Genomic DNA, 13,365 nt, shown 5'->3' on the forward strand with positions numbered 1-13,365 from the left:
TCACCGCTGACGCGGTGACCAGGATCGATCCGCTGCGCGTCTCGGGGGAGGTGACTGCGATGGCGTGGGTGACGACGCTCGGCCCTGATATGGCTCAGGTGGAGTACCGCCTGGAGCACGCGGCAGGCTGCGCCCTGGACGGGCAGCACGCCCGTGCCGTCGCCCAGGGCACCGCGACCGACGCGCAGATCGCCTACCGGCTCGGCGACGAGCTTGCCCTCGAATGGATCGGCGGCGGACTGGCCGACGTCGGGATCGACGCCGGCACGGCGATGACCGAACACCAGAAGCAATGGGCGCGGGCGCTGATGGACGGCCGCGACCCGCGTACCGGCGAGCGTCTGGTCGACCCGAAGCAGGCCACCGACCCCCGGGCGAAGCTGTCGGCGCGGCCGCTGCTGGACGCGGTCGACGCCGCGGCGGCGTTCCGCGAGCAGCCCGTCAGCGCGATCATCGCCGGTCACGGGGTGAGCGGGCTCTACGGCCGGGCGCTGCGCGGGGTGCAGCGCAAGGGCGAGGCGCATCGGGTGCCGGTCGCCGACCTGGAACGCATCGCGATCGCGGCCGGGATCGACCTGGACCAGCTGTACGAGGCGCAGGAGTTGGCGACCGCCCGCCAGCACGCCGCCGACCGGGTGGTGGTCGGTAACCGCGGCTACGACTTGACGCTGGACACGGACAAGTCGGTGGGCGTGCTCATGGCCATGGCCGACCAGGACACCGCCGACGAGCTGGAGCAGGTGCTGATGGCCAGCGTCCGGCGGACCGTCGCGGCGATGGAGCAGTGGGCCGGGTACGGGATGCGTGGTCACCACGGCGACGGGCAGACCGGTCAGCGAATGGCGACCTCGGGCCTGCTCGGTTGGACGATGGTGCACCGCACCGCCCGGCCGGTCGCAGGCGCCGCCCCGGATCCGCACTGGCACGCCCACGTCACGCTGGCCAACCTCGTGCACGGGCAGGACGGCAAATGGAGCACGGTCGGCGCGGGCGGCCGCGACCTGCACCGCCACGCCCACGCCGCAGATGCCCTGTTCAAGGCGCAGGTGCGGGCAGAGACGAGCCGCCGGTGGGGCATCGGGTGGGAACGCGACCCGGCGACCGGCGCGTGGAAGATCGCCGAGATCCCCCAGCAGGCCCGGGAGCTGTTCGCCAAGCGGCACAACCAGATCGCCGACACGCTGGCCCGGCTTGGTCTGGACCCGGACGGCGTGACGACCGGCCAGGGCAAGATGGCCGCGGCCGTGTCCCGTGAGGCCAAGCAGACCCCCGGCGCTGGTGGTGACCTGCGTGAGGACTGGCAGGCGCAGGCCCGCGCCGCCGGCCTGGACCCCGCCAGTATTCGCGCGGCCGCGATGCCCGGCCCGGACACGAGCCCGTCGACGCCGACACCGCCGACGCCGCAGCAGGTGGCGCAGTGGGTGTTCCGCGACGGGCAACAGGAAACATCTACCGCCCGCAGGGTTTTCATGTTCCAGCAGGACGGCGGTCTGACCGTCCACCGCAAGGTGGTCACCAGGGCTGATGTGCTCGCCGCGGTGCTGGACGCGCTGCCCGGCGGTGTGGCCACGCTGGACGAGGCCGAGGCGCTGACCGAGCAGGTGCTGCAGATCGAGGGGTACGCCGTGGCGATGCCCGACGCCGGGGCGACCCACCTGACCAACTCGGCCCGCTACACGACCGCCGACATCGTGGCCGCCGAGCGCGACATCCTGGCCGCCGCCCGGGAAGGCTTCGACGCCGGCGTCGCCGTCGCCGACCCGCAGGCCGCCGCGACCGCGCTCGACCTGTTCGAGGCCGGCCGCGACATCCAGCTGTCCGGCGAGCAGCGCCAGGTGCTGGAACGGCTCCTGCACGCCGGTCATCAGGTCGACACCGTGATCGGCGTCGCCGGATCCGGCAAGACGACCATCATGGACGCGCTGCGCTCGGCGTACGAGGCCGAGAACCTGACCGTGCGAGGCGCGTCCAACGCCGCCGTGGCGGCGGCGAACCTTCAGGCCGAGTCCGGCATCCGGTCGTCCACCGTCGCGTCCTGGCTGGCCCGCATCGAGCACGGCACCGGTCTGGCCGACGTCGACGTGCTCGTGGTCGACGAGGCTGCCACGGTCGACGACCGGCAGATGGCGCAGCTGCTGCGCCACACCCGCGCGCACGGGGTGAAGGTGGTCGCGATCGGTGACCCCTTGCAGCTCAAAGCCCCGGGTATCGGCGGCACGTTCACCGCCGTGCACGAGGTCGTCGGCGGGCTGACGCTGACCGAGAACCGCCGTCAGCGTGACGAAGCCGAGCGTGCGGCCCTGGTCCAGTGGCGCTCGGGCAAGCTCGCCGAGGCGCTGACGGGTTGGTCGGGCGCCGGGCGGATCCACGCCGCCGCCGACGCCGCCCACGCCCACGCCACGATGCTGGCCCGCTGGGAGCAGGTCCGTCAGCAGTGGGAAGACCCGCACGATCGCATCGCGCAGCTGCTGCTCATGGCCGGCACCAACGCCGACGTCGACCGGCTCAACGCCGCAGCGCAGGCGATCCGGCTGGCCGCAGGCGAGCTGCCCGGCGACGACCCGCACGTCTACGTCCTGGCCGGCGGGCAACGGGTCGCCTTTCATGTCGGCGATCAGGTGCTGCTGCGCCTCAACGAGCGCCGGGCCGACAGCCCGGACCTGCTCAACGGCTACCGGGGCGTCATCGTCGGCGTCGACGCCGACCGGCAGATGCGGGTGCAGTGGCGCGCGACCGGCCCGGACGGGCCGCAGCTGGTGACCGCCAGCGTCTCGCCGACCTACATCGCAGACGGTGGCCTGTCACTCGGCTACGCCCTGACCGTCGCCAAGGCGCAAGGCCTGACCACCGAATACGCGATCACCTACGGTGCGGGCCTGGATCCCAACACCCTCTATCCGGCGATGACCCGCGCCCGCGAACAGAACCACCTGATCCTGCCCCGCGACCTGGTCGAAGACGAGGCGACCCTGGCCCGGCTCGGCCCGCCCCAGAGCCCCGCCGAGGAGCTGGACCGGGCGGTCGCCGCGTACGGCCGCGCCCTGGCCCAGGCCGACGCCACCAACGAGCTGGTGCTGTCCGAACTGGAAGGCGTCAACCTCACCCCGCCCACGGCCCGGCCCCAGCAGACCCCGCGCGACACCGTACGCGCAGAGCGCGCTGCGGCCCGCGTCCGCGAGGAGCACGAGGCCGTCGACGGGCGCGGCTGGCGGCACCGCCGCCACGGCAAGCTCACCGACGCCCAGCTCACCCGCGCCATCCTGGACGCCGACCGGCGCGAGACCGCCGCGCAGGCCCGCGCCGACGACGCCCAGCGGCAGGCCGAGGCCCGCCGCTCCGAAGCGGCAGCCGGCCAGGGACCGCACGCGCGTGCCCTGCGCACCCAGCGGGACAACCTGGAACGCGCCATCACCGCACTGGGCGGTGCGACAGCCGCCGGCCAGCAAGCCAGCCGGGCCCGCGCCCGTGCCCGTGAACTGGCCGAAGACCTGGCCCGGCCCCGCTGGGCGCAAGTCATGCGCGGCATCAACCCCGACCAGGCCCGCGCCGAACTCCAGCAGACCACCGACACGATCCTGCGCAACGACCAGATGGCCAGCACCGAGCAAGCCCGCGCCGCCCACCACACCCGCGCGGCCGGCCTACCCGAAGGAGCCGACGTCCGCGCCGCCCTGGCCGACCTGCGCGAGCGGTGGGCCCAGGCCAGCCGCGACGCGGTGACCCGCGACGTCGACGACGCCGCCCAGCCGCCCACCCCGACCGACGCCGAGCGTTCCGCCCGCCTGGTAGCCGCAGCGTTCCCGCAGGACCGGGCCAGCGCGGCGGAACTGCGCACCGAGCAGGCCACCCGGCAGCAGCTGGAGCCGGTCCAGGCCGCCGCCGAAGCAGACGACCGCCGCCAGCAGCTGGCTGCCGACGCCCGCGCCCAGCGCGAACGCGAGCACCAGCGGCAGCACGAAGCCCAGCGGGCCGCCGAGCAGGAACGCCACGGACCCGATCTCGGGCTGTAGCCCAAGCGACCCGTGAGCGCTGCCATCGCACCGAATTCCTGAGTGAAACCGCAGCATCGACCCCCTACAGTCGATCACTTAACGGGGAGGTGGGTCATGTTCTGCGACCAATGTGGCGGCCGGGTGGATCCAGCCGCGACAGTGTGCCCGCACTGCCAGGCGCTGCTTGAACCGCTGCCGGTCGCGGTGCCCGCGCCACGGGCGCCGGCCGACGACGTACGCCGCGGCGGCGACCCGCCCGCCGTGCGGCGGCGCGCCCACCTGCCACCGGCCAGGACCTGGTTTGCGTTCCTGCGCTGGGAGCACGCCCCAGCGACGGCCATCAGCATCTTCTGCGCCTGGTTCGGTGTGCCGTTCGTCCTGCTCATGGCCATGCTCGGCGCGATCGTCGGCGGGTTGGCGGGCACCGTCCAAGGCACGTTCGCCGGGCCGACCCTGCTCGCCCGCCTCGACACGCTCATGACGTGGGCCGTGCCGCTGCCGGTCCATCCGATCGACCTGCTGCCCACGGCCGCCATCCAGATCGGCGGCGTCGTCGGCGGCGTGATCGGCGCGGTCAACGGTGCCCGGACGCTGGGCTGGCTGGCCTTCGCCTGGCCGTGGCAAAGCCTGTACGCAGGCGATCCCACCTGGCCGTTCCTCGTCGGGTTCGGGCAGATCGCCGTCGCGTTGTTCTTCGGCACTGTCACGATGATGGCGTCGACCGCGTTCGACCGGTTCGGGGTACTGCTGTCCGGCGGCCGGCGACTCAGCCGCCGCGAGGACGCCTGGCTGTCGCCGATGCTGGCCGAAGTCGCCCGGGACATGGGCATCGCCCGGCCGCCGGTGCTGCTGGTCACCGAGGACCGAGGGCCACGCGCGTACACCACCATCCGGTCCATCGTCATCAGCCGCGGGCTCGTCGACGAGCTCGAGCGCGACCGGCGGGCCATCATGGGCGTGCTCGCGCACGAGCTGTCGCGATGGCACCACGGCGACGCCACCGCCGCCGCCTGGATCAAGGGCTGCGGATTCCCCCTGTACCTGCTGCACGAGGTGGCGTACCGGCTGCTGCGCGTCGCCCGGTGGCGCCCGATCCAATGGCTGCTGCGGTCGGTGCTGTGGTCGGTGCTGGCCACCGTCCGCTACATCGTCCGACCCGTCTGGGCACGCGGAATGCGCAAGGCCACCTACCGCGCCGACGCCGACGCCCGCGCTGCCGGGCACGGCGAAGGCCTGCGCCGAGCCCTGGCCCGCATCGGGATCTGGGAATCCGCGCTCGACGGCTGGGACGAGGTCATGTCCACCTCGCACCCGCACATCGAACTGCGCATGGAACGGCTGGAGATCCCCGGGCGGATCTACCCGCCGCACAACGAGTTCAGCCTGGTCGGGCCGCGAACCAGCCTGGACTCCACGACGTCGCACATGGGGGAACCGTGACCAGCACCGCCGAGCAGACCACCAGGCCAGCCATCGACCCGGCGATCGACATCAGCGGGTTGCAGCCCTTCGCCGTACGCCCCACCCGGCGGCTGTTCCTCGGCTTCGACGACGCGACCGGGCAACGACGCTGGACCAACCAGCTGCGCGACTCCCTGGCCATCGTCGGCCCACCTGGCTACGGCAAGACCAGCGGCGTGCTCATCCCGAACCTGCTCAGCTGGGACGGGCCGATGGTGTCGACGTCGACGCGAGGCGACCTGTTGCAGGCCACCGGCGACCAGCGCCGCAGGCTCGCCGAACCGCACGGCCAGGTGTACATCTACGACCCGTTCGGCACCGAGCCCGGCGTGCGGTCCATGGGCTGGTCGCCGCACGCCGGCTGCAAGGACGCGTCCGTGGCTTACCGCAGGGCGGCGGCGATGACCACCACCTCGACGCACGGCCTCGCTGGCGCCGGCCACTGGCGCACCGGTGCCAGCCGCATCCTGCGTGGGGTGTTCCACGCGGCCGCGCTCGCCGACCAGCCGCTGTCGGTGGTGCGCAGCTGGCTGACGCTGATGGAGCTGGACCAGCCGGTCGAGATCCTGCGTACGCACCCCGACGCGGCGCGGGGCTGGTCCGACGACCTCAACGGCATCAACCGCGTCGCCGACCGCGAACGCAGCAGCTTCTACTCGGCGGCGATCAACGCGATCGACGCCACGGTGGAGCCCGTCGTGCTCGACTCCACCGAGCTCGCGGGACTAGACGTCGACCTGTTCCTGGCCACCAAGTCCAGCCTGTTCGTCGTCGGGCCGCGTCACCTGCAAGAACAGGTCGCGCCGCTGATCGTCGGCATCATCGAGAGCATCAGCGACCGGGCCAGCGAGATCGCCGCAGCCAACGGCGGCGTCCTGACCGATCCACTGCTGCTGGCCCTGGACGAGGTGGCCAACATCGCCCCCATCCCGAGCCTGCCCGAGCAGGTCAGCGAAGGAGGCGGCCGGGGCAAGGTGACCATCTGGACCGCGCAATCCCTGGCCGCGATGCGCGAGCGGTACGGCGAACACCAGGCACAGGCCATCCTCACCGCCACCACGGCCAAGCTCATCCAGGGCGGCATGAGCAGCGGCACCGACCTGCGAAACGTCTCCGACTGGGCCGGAGAGTTGCGCGAGCCGTCCGCGACGTTCTACCAGTCCGGCGTCGACATGCAGCGGGGCCGCTCGAACGGCTTCGCCGCCGGCCACGACACCGACCGGCAGCACTCGATCACCCGCCAGTACCGGCCCGTCCTGCCGATCCAGGAGATCCAGCAGCTGAGCCCGTTCCACGCGTGGATGTTCTACCGCAGCGATCAGCCGGTCCTCGTCCGCACTCCACCGGCCGCGCTGGTCGACGCGTTCGCGGCCGTCAGCGGCTGGACCCCCGACGAGGTCGCGGCCGCGGCCGGGAGCCCGGTATGAGCCAGGCCGTGACCTGCCCGCACTGCGCAGCGCCGGTGACGCCGAGCGCCCGGTTCTGCCGCACATGCGGGCGCGACCTTGCCCCGGCCGGCGACGTCGACGCCGCGCTGGCGCCGGTGCCCATCTCGTCGCGGCCGACCTGGCGCAGCTGGGCGTGGTGGCGTGCCCGATGGGGCCGCGTTCTGGCGATCGCCACAGTGCTGACGTTCGCCATCACCGCGGCGGTGATCTGGTTCGGGCAAGACGTCGTCAACCCGCCGGACGGACCGGTCAGAGCGTGGTTCGCCGTACTCGAGCGCCGAGACACCGCCGCCGCGGCCGCGCTGTCGCCCGCAGCACTGCTCCGCGACGACTTCCTCGCAGCCGCTGGCTACGTTCCGCCCGCCGATGTGCAGATCGGTGAGATCTCCTACGGCGGCCCGCAAGAGCAGCAACGCCCCAACAAAGCCGTGGCGTACGTGGCCGTCTCCTACACGGTGGCCGGTCAGCACGTCGAGACATCGGTGGCGGTCACCCGAGACCGCACCGGGCCGGTACGCGAATGGAGCCTGAGCGACGGCACTACGGGCCTGCTGGATGTCGTCGGCGGAGCCATGCAGCGCGCCCGCATCGGCAATGCGTATGTCGCCACGCTGCGCACCCCCCGCCCCACCACCACCGCGGCCACAGACGGCGCGCTCGCGCTCCCGCCCGGCGTCTACACCGTGACCGGCACCGACCAGGACACCCTGTTCACCGCAGCGGCGAAGACCGTCGCAGTGCCCGGCGGACGCGGACGGCCGGCCTCCGTGACCCTGGACCTGACGGTCAAGCCCGAGGCGCTGGCCACCATCAACGACCAGGTGAGGGCCCGCGTCGACGTGTGCGCCCAGCGAGCCGATCCAGACCTGCCAGCCTGCCCCTTCAGCCGCAACGGTTCCTACCTCGGCAAAATCAACAGCGCGAAGTGGACGATCACCAAGTACCCGGTCATCGAGCTCACGCCAGTGGACAAGCCCTACCAGGGCGGACCGCTGGCCACGCTCACCACCGCCACGGCCGGCGTCGCCCGGCTGGAGGTCGCCGCGTTCGCCACCGGCGGCAAGACCGTCGTCGAGGAGTACGAGATCACCGTCTACGGCGACATCAAGCTGCAGGACGGCAAACTGCTCTGGGTCGGCGGGAAGTCCGGCATCCTCTTCTAACCACAGCCGCCCTCGGTCAGGCGCTGCGCTACCTTCTCCGTTCCATGACCTCCCGGAGCAGCTGCGCCAGGCCGGCCACGGCATCGCGGTGCAGTGCCGCCGCCCGTTCATCTCGATGACGGGTCCACTCCTCGACCGTCTCGGATGGCCGCCGCGGCGGCATGACGACGGGGCTTTCGACGGCATGGCCGTTGAGCCAGACGCTGATGTTGCCGCCGGTCGCGGTCACGGTCAGCTCGATCGGCGTGGTGAGGGTGAATTCGCGGTCCGGTGTCGTCACGCACGTCACCGTACGGGGCAGCGCGGCCCACCAGCGGCCTGTGCGTGGCCAGGCCTGTCCAGTGTCGAATATCGACCTCAACAAAGTTCGATGCATCATGCCTCCACTGTGTATGCTGTAGATATCTACAGCAACAGAGATGGAGGAAGTGCAGCAATGTACAGGTACAAGTGGCGTCCGATCGCCAACGGCCTGCGTACCGACCACCCGATCCCTGACCTGCCCTTCGTCGACGACTCCCACATCCCGGTCGACGACCCGGACGCCGTCGAGAAGGTGGGCCGCAAGACGTACGAAGGCATGTGGGGCCGCAAGGACACGATCCGCGAAGGCGACGGCTGGGTGGCGTACACGACCGACCCGCTCCGCACTGACCTCGCCTGGAGTGTGCGCTTCGATCCGCAGCACGGCCGGACGGTCGTGCTCCACAAGGCCGAGGACGCCTCCGGTGTCCACATGGCTTTCTGGGGCCCGGCGTTGCTGTACCGATTCGGCGGCTACTGGTGGGACGGCACGACCTGGTTCCGGCCGTTACAGGTCTGGGACCGCGCCAGCGAGACGTACATACGCCGGGTGGTGCCGGGCGCCCACGTGGTGACCGCAGCCGACCTTCGCGCGATGGCCGGCGACCCGGACAAGGCCGCCGTCCTGTCGGTCATCGACGTCGACCCCGACCAGCCGCACCTCGGCACCTGGGCCGATGACCTGGCCCTGTGGACCAGGGAGCATCTTCGCCGAGGCGGCCTACCCCTGGAGCAATGCGTCGTCACCGCGACCGCGCCGGAACTGGCCGCCGACCAACTGATCGGCAGCGCCGAACTCGCCGAGCACGCCGGGATGGTCGCCTCCACGCTGCGCGCCTACATGGCCCGCGGCGAGAACAACGTGCCCGACCCGCAGGTGACCCTCGGCCGGCGCAGTCTGTGGTCCCGCCCGGTCGCCGAGGAGTACGCGGAGGCTCGCAGGCAGAGCCCGGAAGAGATCGCCGCCACGATGAACGCCGATGGCGACCGCGACAACCTGTCGCGTGGGGTGGCCGACCTGTGGCAGCGCTTCACCCGTCAGTTCACCTACGACCTGTGGGAGCGGGCGGGCATGCAATGGCGGTGGGCGCGCCGCTGGCGTACCGAGGCATCCGTCGCGCAGGTCGCCGAGCAGTTAGGCTGGCACGTGGCCACGGGCCTGGACCACATCGTCCCGATGCAGCAGCTGGCCACCACTATCCAGTACGCGATCCTCGGCGACCTCGCCGCCCAACAGGCCGCCGATGCCTCGATCCGGCCGGGCGAACCCGACGCCCAGCACTTCTACGGCCTGGTGCCGGCCCTGGCCAACACGCTCACCTGGTACATCCGGCACGACCCGTCCGTAGCCCTGGGCATGCTCGGCGAACTGATCGGCCAGGCCGAACGCCAGCTGCACATCCCCCGCGACATCACCGTAGACACCCTGCTCACCGGGATCAGCATGGACGGCCAGCTCGCCGACAACGAAATGGCCGCGTTCGAGGAATTCTTCGCCCGCCTGCTCCCCGACCAGGCGCAGTAACGCCGAGCCCGCCTGGTCCGATTACCAGGAGTGCCGGACACTCGAAGTGTCCGGCACTCCTGGTAATAGGCGTTCTGGGCAGGTCAGCGAGCCTGTCGACGATGGGCAGATGCCTGCGCCGGACGAGCTGGAGAGTGTCGCCAGCAGCCCGTAGCGTGGATGGCATGGACACCGGTAGATCATCCGAGGAGTCGGTGGTGCCGGAGCGGGAACGGACGCCGACGTGGGAACGGCCGGGCTGGGTGGTCCTCGCCGGCGAGGCCGCCAGGATCTACCACCGGCGTCATCCCGAACACCCGGCGATCGTGATGTGCGGGCTGCCGCTCGACGAGCTGTCTCTGATCGTCGGCCGACGTAGACAAGGCTGGGACAACTGCGACAAGTGCGGTCTCGTCCGTACACAGGCCCTCGCCGCCGCCGGCTACGAGTACGCGCAGGAGGTGCTGGCCCGCCCACCGCGCCACCTGCTCAAGTACCAGCCGGTGCATCCCATGCCTCTTATGCGACCGGTGGGTACCTGGAAAAACCCCTGGTGGGTCGTGCCGTCCGGCGACTCGCGCCGCATGCACCGGGTCCATCCCGAGCATGCCGGGCTCACCCTGTGCGGCAAAACCTTCGGATCGGACGCCACCGGCTACCTCAACCGTCCGATCAACGTGCCGACCCTGCCGGACTGCCGGACCTGTCTTACCCGGGCGGACAAGGCCAGGCAGTCGAAGAAGAGCACATCACGGCAGGCCGCTCGTGGCCGTGGCGGATCGGTCTGGCCGGTCAGCGGAGGTCTGCCGACGCTGGGCAAACGACACTGACCTCTGGCCAGCACTGAATGTGATGCGCGAGGGTCAGGGGTAGACGACCTTGTGGACGCGGACGGTGGCCGGGTCAGCCTCCACCAACGTCGTGTCGCCGACCTGGATCCAGGCCCGTTGGTAGTCAGCGCCGCGGTGGTTTTCGCCGCCGCATTGGCACACGCAGTCGTCGCGTTCGGCGGTGACGCACCTGGTGTCACATTTCTGCTGCTCCAGGTGGTCGAGGTAGACGTGGACCACCCCGAACCGGTCGGCGAGACCGCCTACCACGTGGCGGAGGTGAGCCCGCGCGACGGTCCACTGGCCATCGGCGTACTCCGGACGGATCCGGCTACCGAGGTGCTTGTGCAGCCAGCGGCGGTTGCCGCGCGGGTCAGTGGGGTCGTACGGCATCTTGATGACGATGCGGCCCGTGACAGGACGCCAGACCGCTGGTAGAGGGGTGGACAACGAAGCACCGTCCTTCGGAACGCGAGATGAGCAGGTCGATGGTGTCCGCCGTGACGCCATTTCGGCTAGCGGCGGCGGCTCGGCTCCGCCGACCAGGCCAGGCTGCTCGGCGGAGCCGTCCTACGGCGTCGGCGGCAGGCCGTGGAGCTCGCGGCGCATCTGGTCCCACAGGACGGCGAGTTCGGCGAACACCTGCGGGTCTGGCGACGTACTCGAGGTCGCGGCGTTGTCGGCCGGATTCGTCGCCTGGGCGGTGCGGTCCATGGCGAAGAACGCGAGGCAACCAACCGCGAGCATGACCGCGACGGCGGTGAAGACTTTCCCCGCCACGCTGCCTTCCCAGCTACGTGTCGCCAGCCCACCACCGGGCGGGTCCGCCCAGGCGTCCCACGGATCCGCCGCAGCCAGCTTCGCCTGCTGCAAAACCGCCCAGGAGTCTGTCCTGTCGGTGGTTGCGGCGGCTGGCGGCGTCGAGCTGCGGTCGGCAGTCTTGACCTTCTGGCCGAAGATTCCCCGCTGGTGCCGAGGGCGATGAGCCTTGCCCAACGGCGGGTTCGGCAGCTTCGGCCGATACTGCGTCCGGGCCGGACCGGTGCTAGCGGTCGTCTTCGCCCGAGCCATCTGCGTGAGCGTGCCGGAGTACAACCTGTCCAACGGCACGCGGTAGGTCGCCTCCGGGCGACGCGGTATCGGAACAACCTTCCGGATGCCTGGCCGCAGCAGCCTCAACTCGCCCATCTCGATCAGGACCCGGTCGGCTTCAGCATTCAGCGCGTCAACCGCGGCGACCTTCTCCGGCGACCAATCGTCCTCGGTTGACCCGGTGACCTGCACGCCTCGCTGCGCCCAGGTCGGATGAGCCTGCGGGTCGGCTGGCCACTGACGCGGGTACGCCGGGTCGATCCGCTCCCATTCCGACGTGCCGATGTCGCGGACGAACGCGTCGGTCTCGCCCATCGCCCGGAACGGGCCGCTCTCGCTGGCCATCCGAGTCAGAGACTCGGCCGTGGCCGCCTGGGTGGTTGTGGTCTCCCGCATCACCGGCAGCGTCGGCTCGACCACGCCAGGCTCCGACTCGTCGTCAGGCTCCGGCCAGGTGTGGTCGGGCGGCACCGGCAGTGCCAAGTCCTCCTTGGCCAGGCGGGCGCTCAGCCGAAGCCGAGACTGGACTCGGGCTCGGGCCAGGTCCTGATGGATCGAGACCAGCACGGCCTGATGATCCTCGGGCACGCCGCAGACATGCAGGAACGCCGCCATGGTGTCCATCTTCGGCAGGCGATCCTTCGTGAGCATGTCTCCGGCGGTGCTGGGCCGCAGGCTCAGCCCGGCCGTTTCCGCACGTTCAGCCAGCTCCTTGAACGTTGGCTTACCCGCCCACTCCTTGATCTGCTTCAAGTGGTCGAGCAGGCCCGGCAGGGTTTCGATCCCGTACGGGTCAGGCAGCTCCACCACCGTGCCGCGCCGGCGCCGCCCACGCCCCTCCGGGCTCGGCGGCTCCCCGCTGAGCAGCCCCTGTATCTGCGCCCGGCGCGCCTGCATCCGGCGGACGTCATCGTCGGACCCGCCGCAGCCTTTGATGTACGACCGCACCGTGTCCGGGGTGGGCAATGTCTTTCCCTGGTCCGCGGTGGACAGGTTGGAGACGCTCATGTGGCCGCTGTTGTACATCGCGGCGTACGACGGGCTGCCGGCCCGTTCGCGGAACTCGCGCAGCTCCTGCGCGAACTCCACGACCGGACCGGTCAGCGTCGGGTCGATCGGCTTCTTCTTCCGCGGCATCGCGCGGTCCTCACCCTCGCGATCAGCGCCCGCGGACCAGACGCAGCGCCGTGCCGGCCGCCGCGACTGTCGAGCCGATCGCGAGGTACGGGTCGCACCCCGCCTCCACCAACACCTGGATGAGGAGGACCACCACCACGAAGGTGATGACCCGGGCCCAGGCCGCCGACATCGGCGGCAGGGCAGCGTCCATCGTCGCTACCACCTGTAACTCCTGACTCGGTTGACGTGATAACACGTCGCCTCCGGATGGAGGCGACGTGTTCCTCTCCTACGAGCCACGGCGCAGCAGGTGATGTGGCACCGGCTACACGGCTCGCTCGGAAAATCCTCCCCGCCCTACACGGCGTGCGCCAAGGAGCCGATGTTCGAGAAACCATCGAACATAACCGAGAGTGACGACCCGTCCATCCGGTACAGACCAAACAGGAGGAG

10 protein-coding genes are annotated in these 13,365 nt (G+C 70.9%); 6 read left to right on the forward strand and 4 right to left on the reverse strand.

Annotated features, from left to right (window positions below; translation table 11 throughout):
• The first annotated feature begins 14 nt into the window (after positions 1–14).
• The 4 genes from mobF to AB0M47_RS20950 all read left to right on the forward strand — a co-directional run bounded on the left by mobF (position 15) and on the right by AB0M47_RS20950 (position 8,064).
• Positions 15–4,010, forward strand: a complete 3,996-nt coding sequence (mobF, locus tag AB0M47_RS20935) for a MobF family relaxase (RefSeq protein ID WP_363416068.1) — start codon at positions 15–17, stop codon at positions 4,008–4,010.
• 96 nt (positions 4,011–4,106) lie between these two features.
• Complete coding sequence (locus AB0M47_RS20940) at positions 4,107–5,432, forward strand: M48 family metalloprotease (protein WP_363416071.1); 1,326 nt, start codon at positions 4,107–4,109, stop codon at positions 5,430–5,432.
• Positions 5,429–6,880 carry a TraM recognition domain-containing protein gene (locus AB0M47_RS20945; RefSeq protein WP_363416074.1) on the forward strand — a complete coding sequence of 484 codons (1,452 nt, stop codon included), beginning with the start codon at positions 5,429–5,431 and terminating at the stop codon, positions 6,878–6,880. Before AB0M47_RS20940 ends, AB0M47_RS20945 begins: the two co-directional genes overlap by 4 nt.
• Complete coding sequence (locus AB0M47_RS20950; protein WP_363416077.1) at positions 6,877–8,064, forward strand: zinc ribbon domain-containing protein; 1,188 nt, start codon at positions 6,877–6,879, stop codon at positions 8,062–8,064. The genes AB0M47_RS20945 and AB0M47_RS20950 overlap by 4 nt, the downstream gene beginning before the upstream one ends.
• A 28-nt stretch (positions 8,065–8,092) precedes the next feature.
• Here the strand turns inward: AB0M47_RS20950 and AB0M47_RS20955 are convergent, their stop codons facing one another.
• Positions 8,093–8,344: a hypothetical protein gene (locus AB0M47_RS20955; RefSeq protein WP_363416080.1), complete on the reverse strand. Its 252-nt coding sequence runs from the start codon at positions 8,342–8,344 to the stop codon at positions 8,093–8,095.
• Between the two features lie 156 nt (positions 8,345–8,500).
• On the opposite strand from AB0M47_RS20955, the gene AB0M47_RS20960 reads away from it, so the two are divergent.
• Together AB0M47_RS20960 and AB0M47_RS20965 are read left to right on the forward strand one after the other, a co-directional pair.
• On the forward strand, positions 8,501–9,892 hold the full coding sequence (locus tag AB0M47_RS20960) for a hypothetical protein (RefSeq protein ID WP_363416082.1): 1,392 nt from the start codon (positions 8,501–8,503) through the stop codon (positions 9,890–9,892).
• Positions 9,893–10,056: 164 nt separating this feature from the next.
• Positions 10,057–10,701 (forward strand): hypothetical protein, encoded by a 645-nt coding sequence (locus AB0M47_RS20965; protein WP_363416085.1) that lies wholly within the window; start codon positions 10,057–10,059, stop codon positions 10,699–10,701.
• A 33-nt stretch (positions 10,702–10,734) separates the two neighbouring features.
• On the opposite strand, the gene AB0M47_RS20970 is transcribed toward AB0M47_RS20965, so the two are convergent.
• The 3 genes from AB0M47_RS20970 to AB0M47_RS20980 all read right to left on the reverse strand — a co-directional run bounded on the left by AB0M47_RS20970 (position 10,735) and on the right by AB0M47_RS20980 (position 13,135).
• Positions 10,735–11,094: a hypothetical protein gene (locus AB0M47_RS20970; RefSeq protein WP_363416088.1), complete on the reverse strand. Its 360-nt coding sequence runs from the start codon at positions 11,092–11,094 to the stop codon at positions 10,735–10,737.
• 177 nt (positions 11,095–11,271) lie between these two features.
• Positions 11,272–12,930 carry a helix-turn-helix transcriptional regulator gene (locus tag AB0M47_RS20975; RefSeq protein WP_363416091.1) on the reverse strand — a complete coding sequence of 553 codons (1,659 nt, stop codon included), beginning with the start codon at positions 12,928–12,930 and terminating at the stop codon, positions 11,272–11,274.
• Positions 12,931–12,952: 22 nt separating this feature from the next.
• The gene (locus tag AB0M47_RS20980) at positions 12,953–13,135 is read right to left on the reverse strand and encodes a hypothetical protein (RefSeq protein ID WP_363416094.1); all 183 of its coding nucleotides are present in this window, start codon (positions 13,133–13,135) and stop codon (positions 12,953–12,955) included.
• Positions 13,136–13,365: the final 230 nt, after the last annotated feature.

The organism is Hamadaea sp. NPDC051192, assembly GCF_040682475.1.
GTDB lineage: Bacteria > Actinomycetota > Actinomycetes > Mycobacteriales > Micromonosporaceae > Hamadaea > Hamadaea flava.